General features: G+C 41.5%; 15 protein-coding genes. 10 read left to right on the forward strand and 5 right to left on the reverse strand.

Features of this window, described 5'->3' with window-relative positions; genetic code table 11:
• Positions 1-338 precede the first annotated feature (338 nt).
• The 4 genes from J5A56_RS07680 (at position 339) to J5A56_RS07695 (ending at position 6,949) form a co-directional block, all read left to right on the forward strand.
• Positions 339-3,527 carry a SusC/RagA family TonB-linked outer membrane protein gene (locus J5A56_RS07680; RefSeq protein ID WP_036920168.1) on the forward strand — a complete coding sequence of 1,063 codons (3,189 nt, stop codon included), beginning with the start codon at positions 339-341 and terminating at the stop codon, positions 3,525-3,527.
• A 29-nt stretch (positions 3,528-3,556) separates the two neighbouring features.
• Positions 3,557-5,317 (forward strand): RagB/SusD family nutrient uptake outer membrane protein, encoded by a 1,761-nt coding sequence (locus J5A56_RS07685; protein WP_021672482.1) that lies wholly within the window; start codon positions 3,557-3,559, stop codon positions 5,315-5,317.
• 100 nt (positions 5,318-5,417) lie between these two features.
• On the forward strand, positions 5,418-6,347 hold the full coding sequence (locus J5A56_RS07690) for a DUF7017 domain-containing protein (protein ID WP_036920170.1): 930 nt from the start codon (positions 5,418-5,420) through the stop codon (positions 6,345-6,347).
• A gap of 68 nt (positions 6,348-6,415) precedes the next feature.
• Positions 6,416-6,949 (forward strand): hypothetical protein, encoded by a 534-nt coding sequence (locus J5A56_RS07695; protein ID WP_021672484.1) that lies wholly within the window; start codon positions 6,416-6,418, stop codon positions 6,947-6,949.
• A 609-nt stretch (positions 6,950-7,558) separates the two neighbouring features.
• On the opposite strand, the gene aspA is transcribed toward J5A56_RS07695, so the two are convergent.
• Together aspA and J5A56_RS07705 are read right to left on the reverse strand one after the other, a co-directional pair.
• Complete coding sequence (gene aspA, locus J5A56_RS07700) at positions 7,559-8,971, reverse strand: aspartate ammonia-lyase (protein WP_021672485.1); 1,413 nt, start codon at positions 8,969-8,971, stop codon at positions 7,559-7,561.
• Between the two features lie 118 nt (positions 8,972-9,089).
• On the reverse strand, positions 9,090-10,295 hold the full coding sequence (locus tag J5A56_RS07705) for a porin (RefSeq protein WP_021672486.1): 1,206 nt from the start codon (positions 10,293-10,295) through the stop codon (positions 9,090-9,092).
• 555 nt (positions 10,296-10,850) lie between these two features.
• Here J5A56_RS07705 and J5A56_RS07710 point away from each other — a divergent pair.
• Positions 10,851-11,486 (forward strand): DUF4294 domain-containing protein, encoded by a 636-nt coding sequence (locus J5A56_RS07710; protein ID WP_021672487.1) that lies wholly within the window; start codon positions 10,851-10,853, stop codon positions 11,484-11,486.
• A gap of 279 nt (positions 11,487-11,765) precedes the next feature.
• Here J5A56_RS07710 and J5A56_RS07715 read toward each other — a convergent pair whose 3' ends face one another.
• The 3 genes from J5A56_RS07715 to dapB all read right to left on the reverse strand — a co-directional run bounded on the left by J5A56_RS07715 (position 11,766) and on the right by dapB (position 15,033).
• Complete coding sequence (locus J5A56_RS07715) at positions 11,766-12,461, reverse strand: WbqC family protein (protein ID WP_021672488.1); 696 nt, start codon at positions 12,459-12,461, stop codon at positions 11,766-11,768.
• A 125-nt stretch (positions 12,462-12,586) separates the two neighbouring features.
• Entirely contained in the window at positions 12,587-14,116 is a 1,530-nt protein-coding gene (gene lepB / locus J5A56_RS07720; protein WP_021672489.1) for a signal peptidase I, read from the reverse strand.
• Between the two features lie 161 nt (positions 14,117-14,277).
• Positions 14,278-15,033, reverse strand: coding sequence for a 4-hydroxy-tetrahydrodipicolinate reductase (gene dapB, locus J5A56_RS07725; RefSeq protein ID WP_021672490.1), 756 nt, complete (start codon positions 15,031-15,033; stop codon positions 14,278-14,280).
• A gap of 364 nt (positions 15,034-15,397) precedes the next feature.
• Here dapB and J5A56_RS07730 point away from each other — a divergent pair, with 364 nt between their 5' ends.
• The 5 genes from J5A56_RS07730 to J5A56_RS07750 all read left to right on the forward strand — a co-directional run bounded on the left by J5A56_RS07730 (position 15,398) and on the right by J5A56_RS07750 (position 19,576).
• Positions 15,398-16,708, forward strand: a complete 1,311-nt coding sequence (locus tag J5A56_RS07730; protein ID WP_021672491.1) for a DUF2851 family protein — start codon at positions 15,398-15,400, stop codon at positions 16,706-16,708.
• An 81-nt stretch (positions 16,709-16,789) separates the two neighbouring features.
• On the forward strand, positions 16,790-17,197 hold the full coding sequence (locus tag J5A56_RS07735; RefSeq protein ID WP_021672492.1) for an acyl-CoA thioesterase: 408 nt from the start codon (positions 16,790-16,792) through the stop codon (positions 17,195-17,197).
• A gap of 73 nt (positions 17,198-17,270) precedes the next feature.
• Positions 17,271-18,389 carry a DNA-processing protein DprA gene (dprA, locus tag J5A56_RS07740; protein WP_021672493.1) on the forward strand — a complete coding sequence of 373 codons (1,119 nt, stop codon included), beginning with the start codon at positions 17,271-17,273 and terminating at the stop codon, positions 18,387-18,389.
• A 172-nt stretch (positions 18,390-18,561) separates the two neighbouring features.
• Positions 18,562-19,074, forward strand: a complete 513-nt coding sequence (locus J5A56_RS07745) for a DUF4252 domain-containing protein (protein ID WP_021672494.1) — start codon at positions 18,562-18,564, stop codon at positions 19,072-19,074.
• A gap of 13 nt (positions 19,075-19,087) precedes the next feature.
• Positions 19,088-19,576 carry a DUF4252 domain-containing protein gene (locus J5A56_RS07750; protein WP_021672495.1) on the forward strand — a complete coding sequence of 163 codons (489 nt, stop codon included), beginning with the start codon at positions 19,088-19,090 and terminating at the stop codon, positions 19,574-19,576.
• The last annotated feature ends 4 nt before the right edge of the window (positions 19,577-19,580 follow it).

Raw genomic sequence — 19,580 nt, forward strand, 5'->3', positions numbered from 1 at the left:
TTTGGCAAAGGTAATGTTATTTTCTCATATAACCTTTTAATTTAAGACCTACTAACAAATTGTTGGTTGTCAGTAGGACTGAGTCTCTATAATAATAGGTGTAAAAAAAGGATATTATTTAGAGAATTACTAATATTCAACCGACAATATAAAAGAAGGTTGTCAGGATGCTGTTATATTCTTGTATTATAAACACTTACACGCATAAATGATAGTAAATGTTATTTTTTTAATTATTATCGCGATTTTATTTGATTATTTGAAACTTTTGGTTATATTTGCGACATAAATATCTATTACAGACAACCTTACTTGATAATAACATTATGACCAACCTTGTGAATATGAAAAGAATCTTTTTATCTATCCTATTTATGCTGTCTGCACTTGTCAGCTTTTCCCAACAGGTCTTCACCGCCAAGGGTGTTGTTGTAGACGAGACTGGAGAAACCATTATTGGTGCAACCGTAAAAATAATCGGTGACAGCAAGCTGATAACAGCAACTGATACAGAAGGAAACTTCACACTTGCCAAAGTTAAAGAAGGATCTAAGTTAGAAGTTTCTTATGTCGGTATGAAGACCTTCGTTGGTGTTGCTAAGCCAACAATGAAGATTACGCTGATTAATGACAACTCCGCTTTGGATGAAGTCGTTGTGACAGCCTTCGGTGAACAGAAACGTTCTGCGTTTACGGGTTCTGCTGCCATTGTGGACTCTAAGAAGATTGAACATAAGCAAGTCAATAACGTAATGAGTAGTTTGAAAGGTGAAGCCGCTGGTGTTCAGATTGTTGATAACAGTGGAGAGCCTGGAGCCACACCTGCAATTCGTGTACGTGGATTTAGTAGTATTAGTGCGGGACAAAGTCCATTGATTATTGTGGATGGTGCACCTTACGATGGTGGATGGAATAATCTTAATCCTGCCGATGTTGCTTCTGTGACAGTCCTGAAAGATGCGTCTTCAACTGCACTTTACGGAGCACGAGGAGCCAACGGTGTTATCATGGTGACGACAAAACATGCGCAAGTGGGCAATGCCCATATCTCTGTTGACATGAGATGGGGTGCTAATAGTCGTATTAAACGAGATTATGAAACTATCAAAGACCCTAAACTCTACTATGAAACTTACTACAAGGCACTTTACAACTATCAGTTGAATGGACTCGGTCTTACCCCTTCTCAAGCTGTTGCAGCAGCCAATGAGCAACTCGTTTCACCTGGTTCAGCAGGTGGATTGGGCTATCCAATATTTACAGTTCCAAATGGAGAACAGCTGATTGGTGCTGATGGTCGTATGAATCCACATGCCACATTGGGACGTGTCATAGAACATAATGGTAAACAATATACTATCTTACCAGACGATTGGCAGAGTCTTGGCTTCCGTACAGGATTGCGTAAAGAGTACGACCTTAACCTCACAGGTGGTAGTGATAAGATGCAATACTATCTTTCTTTGGGTTATCTGAGCAATGAAGGTGTTGCTTATAATTCTGACTTTGACCGTATCACCGTGCGTGCCAAAGCTGATTATGAGGCAAAGAAATGGTTGAAAGTAGGTACGAATATGAATTTTGCTCGTTCTAAATACAATGTCATTCCATCGGATGGTAGTGGTCTTTTCTATCAGCTCAATACCGTGGCACCTATCTATCCTGCCTTTATTCGTGATGGGCAAGGCAACATCATGACGGATGATAACGGACAGATGTATGACTATGGTAATGGTTCTGTTATTGGACTTAGACGTCCTATCCTACCAAATATCAACCCGCTACAAGAGAATACATTGAATACAAACAGTTCTCAGGTTAATATGTATTCACTCTATGGCTATGCGAATATTATGCCACTTGAAGGACTGAAGATTACGCTTAATGGAACTGTTACAACCAACAACTCACGTGGGACAGAGACCAAACAACCTTTCTATGGATATAGTCATACGGCTTACCCAACTGGTTTCGTGTCACGTACAAGCGACCAAACCTACTCTTATAACTTCCAACAACTCATTAATTACAACCACGACTTCGGGCATCACCACATGGAATTGCTCTTTGGTCACGAGTTCTATCGTTATAGATATGAGAACCTGTGGGGAAATAAGGTTGGTATGGCATCCTACTTTACCAATCAAACGTTGTCTGGTGCTATAAAGATGGACAGCACGGGAGAGACAAATAATAGCGAATATGAGTCTGAGGGATATTTCTTCCGTAGTCAGTATGATTATGACCAGAAGTATTTTGGAAGTCTTTCTTACCGTCGTGACGCTTCCAGCTGCTTCGATCCAGACCACCGTTGGGGTAACTTCTATTCCTTCGGAGGTGCATGGACGATCACGAAGGAGAAGTTTATGAAGCCTTTCCGTTGGTTGAATATGTTGAAACTGAAAGCATCCTTCGGTCAGCAAGGTAACGATAAAATTGGTGATTTTCACTATATTGACACCTATACCATCGTGAATACGAACAACAAGGTGGGCTTGGTATTGTCTGAAAAGGGTAACCCTAACATTACTTGGGAGACCAACAACAACTTCAATGCAGGTTTCGATTTTGAATTGTTAAATAGCCGTTTACGCGGAAGCATAGAATACTTCTATAAGAAGACTACTGATATGCTCTGCTTCGTCTTTGCTCCTTACTCTGCGGGTTACAAAGGAATGTACGACAATATCGGTGATATGGTGAACAAGGGTGTCGAGATTGACCTCTCTGCAACAGTCTTAAAGACTAAGAATATATCATGGGATGTCAACGTTAACGCAACTACTTATAAGAATGAAATCATTAAACTGGCTGCTCCGCTCAAAGCTGATCTCGTTGTAGATGGGCATCCAGGATATAGTAGCGGTGATAAACTCTATGCGGAGGGACTTCCTATTTATAATTGGTATATACCTCGTTATGCTGGTGTGTCAGATAAAGGAAAATCATTATGGTACTATACGGATGCGGATGGCACACTGAAGACAACAGATGTCTATGGTAATGCGTCTTACTATTCATGCGGTGATCCACATCCAGATGTCTATGGTGGCTTCGGAACAACACTCTATGCATACGGTTTCGACTTCTCAATCTCCTTTGCTTACTCATTAGGAGGACTGTCTTACGACTATGGTTATGCTGGAACAATGAATGTACCATCTGGCACCTTAGGAGGAGCTTCAATCCATAAAGATGTCCTCAATGCATGGTCAGCTGACAATCCAACCAGCAATATCCCTCGTTGGCAATATGATGACCCAAGTGTCAGCTCTCAATCTGACCGTTTCTTGATCAGTGGCAGCTATCTAACCCTGCAGAATATCAACTTTGGATACACCCTACCTAAGCTATGGGTAAGCAAGATTGGATTAGAGAGTGTACGCATCTATATGGCTGCTGACAATGTTTACTTCTGGAGTAAGCGTAAGGGCTTCGACCCACGTGGTTCTTTCTCTGGTGATAGTAGTACTACTATTTACAGCCCAGCGAGAACTGTCTCTGGTGGTATTAAATTAACATTCTAATCTTCTTCTTACATTAATCGTACATAATTATGAAACACTTTATATCAATTCGCAACATACTGTTAGCATTCATTGCAACAAGCTTTGGTTTTGCTTCTTGTATGGATACCATACAACCATCAGATGTTTTGACTTCTGACCAAGTTAAGAAGATACCTTCCTCTCAAGAAGGATTGATTAATGGTATTCTTTCTTATATGATTACCTTTGACTCATGGAACTCTGGTGACCCTCTAAACGATTGGGGTTATCCTTGTCAGATGTTTTATAGGGAAATATTAGGTAGTGATATCCCTGTTTACAGCAGCAACTACAGCTATTGGACAACAGTTGAAAGCGGTGTAAACACCCGTTTCAACGCTTATTATACCTATCGTTTCTACTACGATTTCATTGCTACCTGCAACAATTTGGCAAGTGTCGTAGACCCTGCTACCGCCTCCGCAACCTCCAAGAACTATTTAGGTATAGCCCTTACTTATCGTGCAATGGCTTATCTTGACATAGCTCGTCAGTTTGAATTCAAGAAGACTGGCATTGCAAGTTTGGACGACAAGGCGACAAAAGATGGAATATGGGGACTCACCGTTCCTATCGTTACCGAGAAGACTACGAAGGAGATGCAACGCCACAATCCACGTGCTCCATTCTATAAGATGTACCGCTTTATTCTTACTGACCTCAACCATGCCGAGGAGTATCTCACTGATTATACACGTACTGACAAGACCTTGCCTAACCTTAGTGTGGTCTATGGACTCAAGGCACGCCTTTGGCTTGAAATGGCAAGTCGCTTCGATCAGAGCAGTAGTGACCTTAATGCAGCCATTGCAGCAGAAGACTCTGCAAGCATTGAGTATGATAAGTTAGGAATAACAACGGCTCGTGAGTGCTATGAGAAGGCGCGCACCTATGCTCGCAAGGCTATCAATGGTTACAGTCCTGTCACTGAAACACAATGGCATAGCACACAAGACGGATTTAATAGGGACAATCAAGCATGGATGTGGAAGTTAGCTTATACAACACGTGAGCAAATCAGTTATATCTATTACACCTTTACCAGTACTGTGACATCAGAAACCACGTGGGGACTTGCTGGTACATACAATGCTACACGTATGATAGGTAGTGCTCTATATGACAAGATGCCGCAAGGTGACTGGCGTCGCTACTCTTGGATTGACCCTGATGCTGCGGGTACACATGAGGGGTATGAGAAATATGACTCTATCACGATTGGCACCAAGAAGGAAAGGTTGACCCTCTTAGATGAGGAAGCCTGGAAACAGTTGCCAGCCTATGCTAACATCAAGTTCCGTCCTGCAAAGGGTAATATCTCCGACAGCTACGAGGGACAATTTATCAGTCTTCCATTGATGCGTATGGAGGAAATGAAGTTTATCGACTTTGAAGCAACAGCCCACCTTGATGGTGTTGCAGCAGGTGTTACGGTGCTGAAAGATTTTATAAACACTTATCGTTACACTGACAACTCCTATCAGGCAGCCAATGCAACCACAATGGAAGATTTTATAAAAGAATTGATGGTACAGAAACGCATAGAGTTCTGGGGCGAAGGAATCACTTACTTCGACTACAAGCGTCTTGCTCTTCAGGTTCGTAGAAAAGACAACACCAACTATGAAGCTTCTGCCCGAATCAATTCAAAGGAAGGTTATGTATGCCCATGGATGAACTTCTTCATCCTTGAATATGAGACCCACAACAATGTGGCATGTAAACCAAACCCTGATACATCAGGCAGTTTGACTGTTACAAATCAGTAATAACTGATGTTGAGAAGGAAAGTTGTTAAATAAAAAGCAGATGCTAAAAGACGAACCCGTAGTTTCGGCTTTAGCGTCTGCTTTCTCTAATTTTAGAAGGATGGAGATAAGAGATATCTTTAAGCTTCGTAAGGAAGGACGAACGGAGGAGGCATACGCTGCCATTCTGCCAATGTACGCTGTGCACAAGGGGCATTATACTACAATAGCTATGTTCTGGGTGGGCGTAGACATGATGAAACTACGCTATCAACAACGTCAGTTAGAAGAAGCCTATAAGATATTCAGGAGTTTGCTGAGGCTCTATCCTACAATGGACGACAAAGACCTTAAGGGGCAGAGTGCCTTAATGCGTGCAGCCTTATTAGTCTTCGATCATCATCCGGGATTCTCCATGCTTGACTTTATCACACAATGGGGTATCACCCGATTGACTGACGAAGACTGGACCATAGAGCAAGGGAATGGTTATCCCATCCCCTCAATAGGAATGCGTATCGTTGGAAAAGTTTTCAAGGAAGTGGAGAGTAAGCCTACGGTTGACATGGCGCTAAAAGCTGCTCCGATATTAGCAGAGGCGCTGAAGCATAGCCCTTACAATATGCAGAACCAACGTTACAAAGCAATGGTTTATCGGATTATGGGTAAAAAGGATAAGGCTATCAATATTTACCTACACCTAATCAAGAATCATCGACAATCCTATCTCTTCCACGAATTATCAACACTCATTGATGACGAGCGCTACAAGATTGCACTTCTCTGTAAAGCTATCTCCGCACAACGAGAGGAAAAGTTCCGCCAACGTATGCGTTTCACCCTTGCAGGCTTACTTTTTGGAAAAGACAAAGCCCGTGCCCGCTACGAATTAGATAAATGTATTGCCACACGCAAGCAGTTAGGCTACTCCATTACGTGGGAGATGCAGAACCTCATAGCAAGTTTAGAAGAGGTTATTCCCGTAACTGATGCCGAGGAAAAGAGCTTTTATAGAGAGCAAGAAGTGATAATAAAAGAGCTCGCAAGGTAATATTTTTACATATCTAACTATTTTTCTTATCTTTGTAGCACATTTTATTGAATACTGAAATCTACCTTATGAAACATTTATTTCTATCAGCCTTAATACTTATGGGACTGACATCATGCCAGATTGTAGGCTTAACTTCTGGCTATTCTCATCTATCGGATACACAAAAGAAGAGAGTTATAACGCTTGAAGAAAACATTGATGATATTCATGACTTCTCAAAAGTATACAAAATCAGTCTTAATCAGGTAAAACAATATATCGAAACACACGATAAAGTACTGCTATATGATTATACTCCTTTCTGTCATTCTACCTATTGTGTGTCGCCTGCAGCCTTAGTATCTCAATGCAAAGACAAGGGAATTAACGTCCTTGTCATCTCGAATATATATGATGACATTTTCAAACAAAAGCATACTACGTTCCCTATGCTGATGATTGATACAAAGCAGTTCCCGACTAAATGGAGGGCAAAATACCTTAAACAATTCTATTTTCCCTTGACCGGACACACAGACAAAGAACTAAACTACGCAAGTTATCATTACTTTGAGAAAGGGAAATATATCAAGAGTTACAAGAACTCAAATGATATTTGATTTTCCTATCATGGTAGAATATAACCTCCGCAATCTCTGAATCCGTGTGGAATTTACAGAAAAACACAAAGAAATATATTGACAAAACATTCTAAGAAGAGGTGGAAAAATGGCTTAAAAACGACTTGTTTTAATACCTTCGTAAGTTGCTTGTTATCAAATAGTTGCAAAAGGGGATTTCGAAAGGTGCTTAACAAGGCTTCAAAAGGGCATTAGTTAGACTTCAAAAGGGCATCTTTTGCAAGCCAATTGGGCGTTATTTGCAAGCCATTTGATGGTCATTATAAAACCAACATGAGAAAAATTCGGACAAAACCAATGATGCTAAACTTCACAATATAGGATAATGAAAAGAGAGATTCTCTACGTCTACTTCATTTTTTTTAGCATGAAAAATCATCAAAGCATATCTATCAGAGGAAAAGGAACTATCACACACTGTGATTTCAGGCTGTAAAGAACATCTTGTCAGTGGGATATTTGGCTACTTCCACAGCCTCCATAAAACGAAAGATGCCGTATCCAACGTGTGAATACAGCATCTTCATTATTGTTAGTATGCGAAAAGCAGCTTTGTACTGTCAATCAATATGAATATTAAAAGGCTTTTTACTTAACTTTTTCCTCTGGTGCAAGCATGTGCTCTGGTGACAAGATAGCATCGAGTTTCTCCTTTGAGAGTAGCTTGTGTTCAAGTACAAGGTCGTAAACAGAGCCACCTGTTGCAAGAGCTTCCTTGGCAATCTTCGTACTGTTCTTGTAACCTATGTATGGATTAAGTGCTGTCACGATACCGATAGAGTGCTTAACCATCTCAAGACAGCGTTCCTTATTCACCGTGATACCATCTATACACTTCTCACGCAGCGTGTCCATAGCGTTTGGCAACCAAGTAAGGTCCTCAATAAGACACTCTGTGATGATTGGTTCCATCACGTTTAGCTGCAACTGTCCAGCCTCAGCAGCAATCATAACAGCTGTGTCATTGCCGATAACCTTGAAGCAAGTCTGATTCGTTACCTCTGGGATAACAGGGTTCACCTTACCCGGCATGATGCTTGAACCTGGTGCCATTGGTGGCAGGTTGATTTCATTCAGACCACAACGAGGACCAGATGCCAACAGACGAAGGTCGTTACAAATCTTAGAAAGCTTAACAGCTAAACGCTTCAGCGCACTTGAATAGCTTACGTAAGCACCTGTATCAGGCGTTGCCTCAACAAGGTCGGCACCTGCCACGAACTCCATTCCTGTCAGTTCGCTGAGCTTCTCTGCGCAAATCTTTGGGAAGCCAGGAGCAGCATTCAAGCCCGTTCCGATAGCTGTTCCACCCATATTGATTTCATGCAGTAGGGCAGCATTACGATTAAGGTTGGCAATCTCCTCCTCCAAAGTATTGGCAAAAGCATTAAACTCCTGTCCACTTGTCATAGGTACAGCGTCCTGCAACTGCGTACGACCCATCTTAATGACATGCTTGAACTCCTCACCTTTTCTGCGGAATGCAGCAATCAGTTCGCTCAGAGAACCCACAAGTTTCTTGTTCAGAAGGATAAGTGTCAGGCGAATGGTGGTAGGGTAGACATCATTCGTTGACTGACCGCAGTTAGCATGGTCGTTAGGGGAACAGTACTGGAACTCACCTTTCTTATGACCCATTATCTCACAAGCGCGATTGGCAATCACCTCATTGGCATTCATATTGACAGATGTGCCTGCGCCTCCTTGTACCATATCAGTTACAAAGTTCTCATGCATCTTGCCATCAATAATCTCACGACATGCTTGCGCCATTGCATCAGCCACCTCATCACTGATTTCACCGAGCTGACGGTTGGTTTCTACGGCAGCTAATTTAACGTAAGCAATCGCGACAACATAGTCAGGGTAGTCACACATGCGCTTGCGTGAGATGTGATAGTTGTTGATAGCACGCTGTGTCTGTACACCATAATAAGCCTCCTCTGGAACACGAAGCTCACCTAAGAGGTCGCTTTCTACACGAAATTTCTTTTCTTCCATGATTTTATTTTTATAAAGTTAGCGTTGCTCTCTTTCACTAACGGGAAGAGAATGATTTGTTTCTTTTTATTTATTTGAATATTCTTCAGGACCTTTCTCTCTCTCTTCTTTCCTCCTTTTAATAAGCTTTAATTCTGTACATAAAGCCTAATTCGATGCGATTAGTATTATACTTATCCAAGCCGACACCGTCCTTATAGGTTACTTTCTTGCCGACATATGCTAAGAAGACACGAAGGTCTTGGCTTTTAACAGGATAATACTCCACACTTCCTACATATCCATAGCTCTTACGATAGTTCTTGAAACGTTCAATCTTACTGACACTTGCTGTTTCATACATTCCTTTTAACATCAGATTCCAGTGAGGAACAAATTGCCAATTGAGCTTTGTTACAAAGGTGTTATAATGTATATCGCTCATCCATACATTACCAGTATATCCAGAGAATGAACTCCCCAATTCGTTTGTCGCTATGCCCAAACGGTCGACTCCATCGTTTTGAGCCATATAATCAAAGTAACATTGCAGTCTGTCTAACTGCAGTTTCTGTCCCAAAATGAGAATACGACTGTACTTATGTTTCGCCTCTCCTTGTACTCCCCACGACCAACGCGTATGCAATCTATTGTCCAAAAAACTACCATTCCAGTTCAAGCAATAAGCAAGTGGGTTGCGTGGCTTCTCTAATAGTCTACTATTCGTGCCGTCACCCTCGATGGATACAGCATTATTACCATATACCTCGCTGAATTTTTCATTGTGAGAATTGGTAATACCGAGTATTAACTCCTGTGAAGGAACAGGTTTATACACGACTGTAAGACCTGTCATATAACAATCCATAGAGCCTGTCATATCAGAAAATTGATAGATATAGACAGGGTTCTCGTCCACTTCAAAACCGCCAAGGCTCTGACATACCTTTCCAGCTTCAAGGTGGAACTTATCAGAGAACTTATAACCAATCATCATAATATCAGTTGCCTTGGCAAGATTATCCCCACTCCTTGCATCAGTCGAATTGTTTAGACGATGACACAAACGATAGTAGAGTTTGTCAGTTAAATTGCCTTTGATTTCAAGACGAAAGTGCTTATTTGTGAAACCTGTGTTCCACTGGTGTGCTGCGTCAGATGTTACCCGAGCTGCGGAAGCATAGTTAATGTAGACATTGAACATGTCGTTGCTCTTCTTTAGATGTGCTACCTCTTCTGCAAGCGACTTAAACCGACCGTCATCGGTGCCATAACCGTGGTTGTCCTGTGCATTTGCTCCTAAAGATAGGACAAATAAACAGGTACACAACAGCGTCTTTTTCATCTCAATATATGTTTTATTACGTTCTTTTTAAGGATAAACTCTAATGATAATATAGACTTATACGGTCCGCAGTCACACTCACAAAACTTCGTGTAGCAGGAAAATCTAAATAACACTGCAATAACTAAGGTTATAAACCTATTCCGTGAGCCTTGTATTCTGCGTAATGGTTTATATCACAAAAGTAGAAAAAATATTGATAGCTTTTACAAATCTGGTAAATAAAAACACGGCGTTTAACTTTCTTTAGTATCATATCGAAAGTGTAAAGAGTATGTATCTTAAAAGAAATAGGGATTAAAGTGACATTATGACAAGTAAAATAATAGAATCATCTCATGCAAATACGACAAAAACCCTAAATCCAAACCCTATCACATAATCCCAAATCGCCCCAAAATATGTATACTAATCGATAATAGTATTGTTGTAATAAGTCGATAAGTAGTTGGAAATGATAAATTATTATTAAAATCCTAACACACCTCAGAAATAATCGCTACTTTTGCAAGAAGTAAATTGCACCTTGCGAAAGGGCTGTGTAACAAAACTGTTATGAGTAAACGATTGCTTTTCTTACTTGGTACGCTACTGTTGCTTTCTACTGCTGCGACTGCACAAGATCATATCAATCCTGAAGATCGTGTGGTAGATATGGACTCACCTACATTTGTGCCTATGGTTCATATAGGCAAGGCAAAGGTGGGAGCTGACAGCATTCAGTATGTCAAGACAAGTAAGGTTTACATTTTCCCACCCCTCGAATTCAAGAATAAGTCGCAGGAAACAGCTTACTATCGATTGGTTTACAACATCAAGAAAGTGCTGCCAATAGCCAAGGAATGTCATCAGATTATTTTGGAGACGGGTGCTTATCTTGAGACAATCCCAAGCAAGAAAGAACGTGACGAGCACATGAAGAAGGTGGAGAAAGAAATATGGAACACCTATAAACCTCGTATGAAGAAGCTGACGTTCACACAAGGTAAGCTACTCATTAAGCTCATTGACCGTGAGTGTAATTCAACCTCTTACGAACTTGTACAAGCCTTCCTTGGTCCTGTGCGTGCTGGTTTTTATCAAGCCTTTGCGTGGGCTTTCGGTAGTAGTTTGAAGAAACGATATGATCCCAATGGAGCAGACCGGCTCGTAGAGCGCATTGTCTTGCAGGTTGAGGCTGGACAGTTATAAACCTATCTCCTTTCTATTTTGTTTTAAGAAGGTACAAAGTAAAAGGCTGAAAAGGCTAAATAAAAAAGGCGTATAGCTGTTCTAAAACAACAACTCTACGCCTTTTTCGAATTATTTTCATGAAAATAAATATTTTTCTTCATGAAAATAAATATTTCTTTTCACGTAAATAATTTCTTTTTTTCATGAAAAGAATTCGTAGGAGATACCTTTGAAGGGACTGACAAGAAAGATAAAAAGAGAGTATTACAGCTTGAAAAGCACCATATTTACGGCATCTTACAAGTATAAAACACTTTCATTACCCTCGTTGAAAAGCAAGTCAAGGATACTAAGGTTGGGCAGGAAGCCAAACTTCTGTTGATAAACTTGATAGTAACGACGAGGAATAAAGTCGGTATCGACACCTGGATGCTTCGGACGAATTATCTCTCTGAAATCAACAGTTCCATTGGGAATATCTTTTTGATAGACATCTGTACGGCGTATACAAGGTATAATGTCAATAAGTTCGCACATTTTTAGCATTATCTCCCAGTTAAAATCATAGAGATACTTCCATTTCCGCTCGAAGAATGGGCGTATATCGTCCTCATAATACTCGAAGAACGGACTCTCACCATAAGACGACAACAGAGCATTCCAGTGCTGATGGCGCCAATTATCGTGGTCGCTGATACGCACATCCTTCATCGGACACTTCGTATTCTCAAACTTCTCAACTGGAATAGAGAGTATCTGTGGACCATTCGCAGAAGCGATTACACAACGATTACGATAGGTTTGCTTAACAAAATTATCGTGTTGCTCTATCAGACAGCTGTCATAGCGATTCAGTTTCTGATACCATTGAATGGGCGCAAAGTAAGCAGAGGAGAGCAAGACCTCCCCAAGCCCCTCCGAAGGAGGGGATGTTAAGTTACCGATATTGCTATTGTTTGAACTGACTATGTTGTTTTTATCAGAATATGCCATAACAGTTTTACGTATAATATGATTGAACGATGACAAAAAAAGGAGGGGATGTGTAACGTTTACCAAACACAGGTAACTTGCACATCCCCTCCTTTGGAGGGACTTGGGGAGGTCCTTTGAGGCACCTACTTTATATTATCCACCCAGTTAAACAGTCTGTGCCAGCGGATTCCTCTAAAGCCCTTACGGTCTGGATCGCTTGACCACCAGATGAATATTGGCTTACCTACGATGTGATCCTCTGGTACAAAGCCCCAAAAACGGCTGTCGGCAGAGTTATGACGGTTATCACCCATCATCCAATAATAGTCCATCTTAAAGGTGTAGCTATTAGATAGTTTACCGTTGATATATATCTTTCCGTTCTTAACCTGCAAGTCGTTGTTCTCATAAACCTTGATACAACGCTCATAAACAGGAAGATTCTCTAATGTCAACTTAATTGACTTGCCCTTCGCTGGAATCCAAATAGGACCATAGTTATCGCGTGTCCAGCCAGTAAAACCATTGAGTGGATAATACGGACCAGAGTAGAGATCTCTATCTGTTACCGGACGGATAGACTGTACAAGACCCTGACGCTTCAGCTCAGCAACGGCTCGTTTTGTCAATGGCATATAACCATCATAAGCCAGAATATCCTTATTAAGCACCTTACCTTGGCTCAAGTCATATCCTTTCAGACGACTGAGCGTCTGTACATCCTCATCACTGATTTCTAAATCCTTACGAAGTTCGTCGTAACGTTCTCCAATGAAATCAGAAACAGAGATGTTTTTAAACTTAACAAAATAGGTATATTCGACTTTCTCTGGCTCTTTATTTGCCTTTCCGTCAATATAAACAATCTTGTCCTTAATCTGCAAGGTCTGTCCAGGAAGACCTACACAACGCTTCACATAGTTCTCACGACGGTCAGTAGGACGCCAATCTAAAGGTCCGAAAGTACCTGCATTTCTAACGATATAAGCTTTACCCGTAGCGTATGCCTTATCAAAGAAAGCACGTTGCTGGAGTATATTCATCGTTGAGAGATTGATATTTGGATTCTGTTGTGCGAGGAAGTTCGTACCCATTGTATAGACATCATGATAGTAATCATTACCCTGATAAGCTGGTTCACTCATGATAGTATCACCTGCAGGAAAGTTGAATACAACGATATCATTGAGCTGTACCTTACCCAAACCCTTCACACGACGGTAGTCCCAATGTGGCCAAGAGATGTAGCTCTTAGTATTAATAATAGGCAAGGTGTGCTGTGTCAGTGGCATTGTCAATGGTGTCTCAGGAATACGAGGACCATAGCTTACCTTCGACACAAAGAGGTAATCGCCCGTGAGGAGTGACTTCTCAAGGGAAGAAGAAGGGATAACGTAGTTCTGGAAGAAGAAAAGATTGATGAAATACACTGCTACCAATGCGAATACCAGTGCATCTACCCATCCCATAACAAAGCGGATAGGTCCTTCAGAATCCTTCCACCACTGCCAACGAATCTTCTTTGTGATATACACATCAAAGATAAATGGAACTACTAACAATCCCAACCAACTCTTTACCCAGAACAGGAAAAGGAGGTAGAGAACAAGAACACAAATAAACTTTGCCCATTGCTTCTTTGGATTCAGGGCTGCTTTTTCTTTATCAATCATGATGGTGATAGGTGATGGGTGGTGAGTGATGGGTGGTGATGAAATGTTGGAAGCTCAAATATTAGATAATGAGATATATGAAGGTGCATGATAAATAACTATTAGTTTTGAAAACTATCAGTAATCATCAATACCCAACACCTACCACTCAACACCCAAGATTAAAACTTAAATAAATCGCTTGTTGTGAGCAAACCGGTGTGGTCTTTGGTATATTCAGCTGCTAAGACAGCACCGAGAGCAAAGCCCTTACGGTTGTGGGCATCGTGAGTAATGGTTATCTTGTCAGCCTCTGAGTCATAACTGATGCTATGAATGCCTGGCACTTCATCTCGACGAATTGAGGCGATAGGCAACTCGTTAGGGGCAACATCATTGCTACCAGATTCCGTACCATCGGCAGCATGCTGGAAGCCTTTAACCCACTTGTCTTTGCGGTCGAGGTCATTGATTATCTCTTCTGCAAGGGTAATAGCTGTACCAGATGGTGCATCGAGTTTGTGGACGTGATGTACTTCCTCCATCTCAACGTTATACTGTGGGAAACCATTCATTATCTTTGCTAAGTAACGATTGACAGCAGAGAAAATAGCAACGCCAAGAGAGAAGTTACTTGCCCAAAACAAAGTCTGACCACCTTCTGTACACATACGTTCAACCTCAGCCTTATGCTCCTGCATCCAGCCAGTAGAGCCACTGACAACCTTCACATTATGCGCAAAGGCACGCTTATAATTGGCAAAGGCAGCCGTAGGATTTGTAAATTCAATGGCTACATCAGCCGATGCGAATGCGGGAGAATCAAAGTCCTCTATATTGTCAACATCAATAATACTTACGATTTCGTGACCACGCTCAAGGGCTATCTTTTCTATCATGTGCCCCATCTTGCCATAGCCGATTAATGCTATTTTCATAATTAATCTGAATTAAAACAATGCAAAGGTAGCTGATTTGCTGCATAAAACAAAATAAGTTCACGTATTTTTAAGTAAGGTACAGACAAGTTAGGAATTGTCTTTAACCATCAGAGTAAGGGCAAAATTGAAGCTATCTCCTCATTTTCTCTTGACGTGCGGATGCCCTGCACATCTCGTGCGGATGCTTAACACCGATGGCGTTGGTGCTAAACACCGCTGCTATGAGTGCTAAACTTCACTGCTGATGAGTGCTAAGAAATGAGTAACTATGGTAGAAAATAATAAGAAAATACGTAGGTAAGGTGTCTGATTTTATTAAATTCTTTGTATATTTGCGTATTGTTACAAACCAAGATCTATTATGGAACAACTCATCCACTACGTATGGAAGCATAAAATGTTTCCATTGACGGGACTCAAAACTACTGACGGACAGGAAGTAGAAGTCATTGACCCTGGGCTACATAATCACAACGCTGGTCCCGACTTCTTCAATGCAAAAGTAAAGATTGGAGGAACGCTGTGGGTGGGTAATGTGGAGATACACGACCGTGCGTCGGACTGGTTTCTGCACCGACACGACCACGACCCGAACTATAACAATGTTATCCTGCACGTGGCAGAGTCTATTGACGTTGATGTCAAGACAAGGCAGGGCGATTATCCGCCACAAATGCGGTTGCAAGTTCCTACGGCTGTGCGTGCGCATTACGAAGAACTGCTCACAACGGATGAATATCCGGCTTGTTATCGCATCATTCCAAACCTATCAAACCTGATGGTTCACTCGTGGATGAGTGCCTTGCAGACAGAACGGTTAGAACAGAAAACAGAGGCGATAACGCAACGTGTGAAAGATTGTGACGGGTCTTGGGAAGCGGCTTACTTCGTAACGCTTGCTCGTAACTATGGTTTCGGCATCAATGGCGATGCCTTTGAGACATGGGCAAAGCTGATTTCTCTGCAAAGTATAGCTCATCATCGGGACAATCTTATGCAGATTGAAGCCTTTTTCTTAGGGCAGGCAGGATTGTTGGAAACGACTGCTATCCCCGAGCGATACCAGCAGCAGGCACTGAACGACAGCTATTTCACAACGCTGAAAAGCGAATATCAGTACCTCGCACATAAGTTTGGATTACAACAAATGGATGCCACTCAATGGAGGTTTCTTCGACTTCGACCGCAGAACTTTCCGCATATTCGCATCGCACAACTCGCTCGGCTCTACTATGAACAGCGAGCTGGATTGTCACAGTTGTTGGAATGTGAGACGGTGAAGCAGGTGCGTGAACTGTTGGCAACACAGGTAACACGCTACTGGGAGACGCATTATGTCTTTGGAGAAGAGAGTGCAAAGAGTGGAAAGAAACTGTCTGCTGCATCCCTAAATCTGCAGATTATTAACACTGTTGCGCCCATTCTTTTCGCCTATGGGAAGCATAAGAACGCTGAGAAGTTATGTGAACGTGCTTTCGATTTCCTTGATGCACTGAAAGCTGAGAATAATCACATCGTAAGGATGTGGAAAGAAGTGGGGCTAATGGTTGATACAGCGGGTGATTCGCAGGCACTCATACAGCTTAAAAAAGCGTATTGTGACCGAAAAGACTGTCTCCGTTGCAGGATAGGATATGAATATCTAAAGGGGAGTTCATTATTAAAGGGTTAGGGAAATTGGGCTAATAAGCCTAATGGGGCATATAAGGCTAATAGGCCTAATATGCCCAATAAAAGCCTAAAAAAATAGATTATGGAAAAGAAGAAATATATTTTTGAGACAAGAATGGAGGTTCGCGACTACGAGTGCGATATCCAAGGTATTGTAAACAATGCAAACTATCTGCATTACACTGAACACACACGCCATAGATTTCTAAAGTCGTTGGGTGTGAGCTTTGCGGATTTACACAACAAAGGAGTTGATGCTGTTGTTGCACGTATGCAACTCACATATAAAGTGCCGCTGACCTGTGATGATGAGATTATCTCACGCATGGGATTGAAGAAGCAGGGACTACGCTGGGTATTCAACCACGATCTCTTCCGTGCCAGTGACGAACAGCTCTGTTTCCACGCAGATGTTGACCTTGTCACGCTCATCAATGGTAGGTTAGGCAATAGCAAGGAATATGACGATGCCTTTGCTGCTGTATTATAAAAGTCCACACACTCCCTAATACTCCTCCTCTTTTGGAGGAGCTTGGGAGCGGCTACTTATCACAATCTACACTATGGAATCCTTAAACGCAATCTTACTTACCCGACTTACTCGTTTTAACCTCAGCGAATTGGCTGAACTTTACAAACGAGCAGGCTCTGCCACAGCCGTCATAGAACACAAACGAGATATCAGAGAGATTCTTCCAGAATCCTCAACGCATCTGGTACAAGCACTAAGAGATGTTGATAACCTCAGAGAGTGGGCTGAAAAAGAGTTAGAATACGACCAACTGCATCATATTGAGCCTATCTCTATGAATGATGAACGCTATCCGCAGCGGCTCAAAGAGTGTATAGATGCACCTATTCTTCTTTATTATCTCGGGAATGCTGACCTCAACAGTCGACACGTTATCAATATTATCGGTACACGACACTGCACCACCTACGGACAAGATATTATCCGCTCGTTTGTCAGAGAACTGAAAGCACTTTGCCCCGATGTGCTCATCTTCAGCGGATTGGCTTATGGAGTAGACATCCATGCACACCGAGCTGCATTAGAAAATGACTTTGAAACCGTAGGTGTATTGGCACACGGACTTGACGATATCTATCCACGTGGACACAGAGATACGGCACTAAGGATGATTGAACAAGGTGGATTGCTGACGGAGTATGCCACGCATACTCAGCCCATTGCACGCAACTTCGTACAGCGCAACCGCATTGTAGCGGGTTGTGCAGATGCAACAATCCTTGTAGAGTCAGCCGCTAAGGGTGGAGGACTTATCACTTGCAGCATCGCTCGCAGCTATGCACGAGAGGTATTTGCCTTTCCTGGTTCTGTACATTCTGATTATAGCGAGGGGTGTAATAATCTTATTCGTGACAATGGGGCTGCCCTCATCACGTCAGCAACTGATTTTGTGAAAGCAATGAGATGGGATGATGATGTCAAATTGGAGCAGGCGCAAGAACGAGGAATTGAACGAACGCTTTTCCCTGATTTGTCTTCTGAAGAAGAAGCGATTGTCCGTGTGCTCACCAAGAATAATGATTTACAGATAAATCTCTTATCCATTCAAGCAAACATCCCCATTTCACGACTCACAGGACTCCTATTCGCATTAGAAATGAAAGGAGTCATCAGGGCTATGGCAGGAGGCTGTTATCACCTTTTAGCATAGTGTCTTAAAAGATTAGGAACACCGAGAGAAATCATAAAAGAATTGTATAGTAAAATTATAAAAATAATCTTTTGTAGAAAAAACAGCATTCTTTGCCACAAACATTTTTCTTTTTACGTCTCTATAGATGTAAACAATTACGGATTTATCAACCTAATTAAACATCAAGACAATGAAAACAACAATTTTTACTATCGCATTCGCTGTAGCTGTACTATGCTCAAGCTGCACCGTAAAAGCCAACCCAAAGAGTCTCATCATGCAGCCTACGAATGATGAGGTAGAATCTATTTTCAAAGAGTTTAAGAGTGGAGATAACGTCACTTACGTCAACTTGCCAAAGACACTCATAAAGCTTGGACTGAAGGCTGCCAACGACGAGACTGCTAATGCACTCGCTAAGCAAATCGACGAATTGCAAATTTTAACCTTCGAGGAGGCTGACCAAAAGACAAAAGACGGCTTATACAACCGCATTAGTAAGCTGGAATCAAAGGGATATGAGCCTATGATAAAGACAAATGAGGACGGCGAAAAGGTCAGAATATTCATTAAGGGCAACGAGAAGGAAGTGCAGAGCCTTGTTATCTTCGCCATGGACAAAGAAGACTGTTCACTCATCAATATCGTAGGACATATCAATCCTTCTAACATTGATGACATCGTAAAGTCACAGACAACGTAAACAAGGACAATACATGAAAAGGATTCTTATTTTATTTGTCTTTGCTATTAGCGTATTAGGGGCTTCGGCGCAAAACGTAGAAGCGCTATTCAGACAATACAAAAGTGAGAAGAATGTGGAATATGTACACATTCCACGTTTTATAATGTCAATGGCTAAGATGCTTACAAAAGCAGAGCAGGAAGATATTAAGGCGTTAAAAGCAATCTCTTCTATTCGGGTTCTTAATTTGGAAGAATGTTCTCCAATCGTTAGACAGAACTTTCAAAAGACACTTCAGACTTTTCAACCGACAGGATTTACACCAATTATCTTCAACAAGGAGTCTGATGAGACCAATTATATCTACGTAAAAGAAAGGAAGGGATATATCCGTGAACTGCTAATTCTTTCTGCTAACAAGCAAGATGGAACTATTGTCCATATTAAAGGCAGGATAAAACCCGACGAGGTGAACACTGTTGTAAAACAGAATGCAAAGAAGAAACTGAAAGAACTATAAGGTG

Source organism: Prevotella melaninogenica (genome assembly GCF_018128065.1).
In the GTDB taxonomy this organism is placed as follows: Bacteria; Bacteroidota; Bacteroidia; order Bacteroidales; family Bacteroidaceae; genus Prevotella.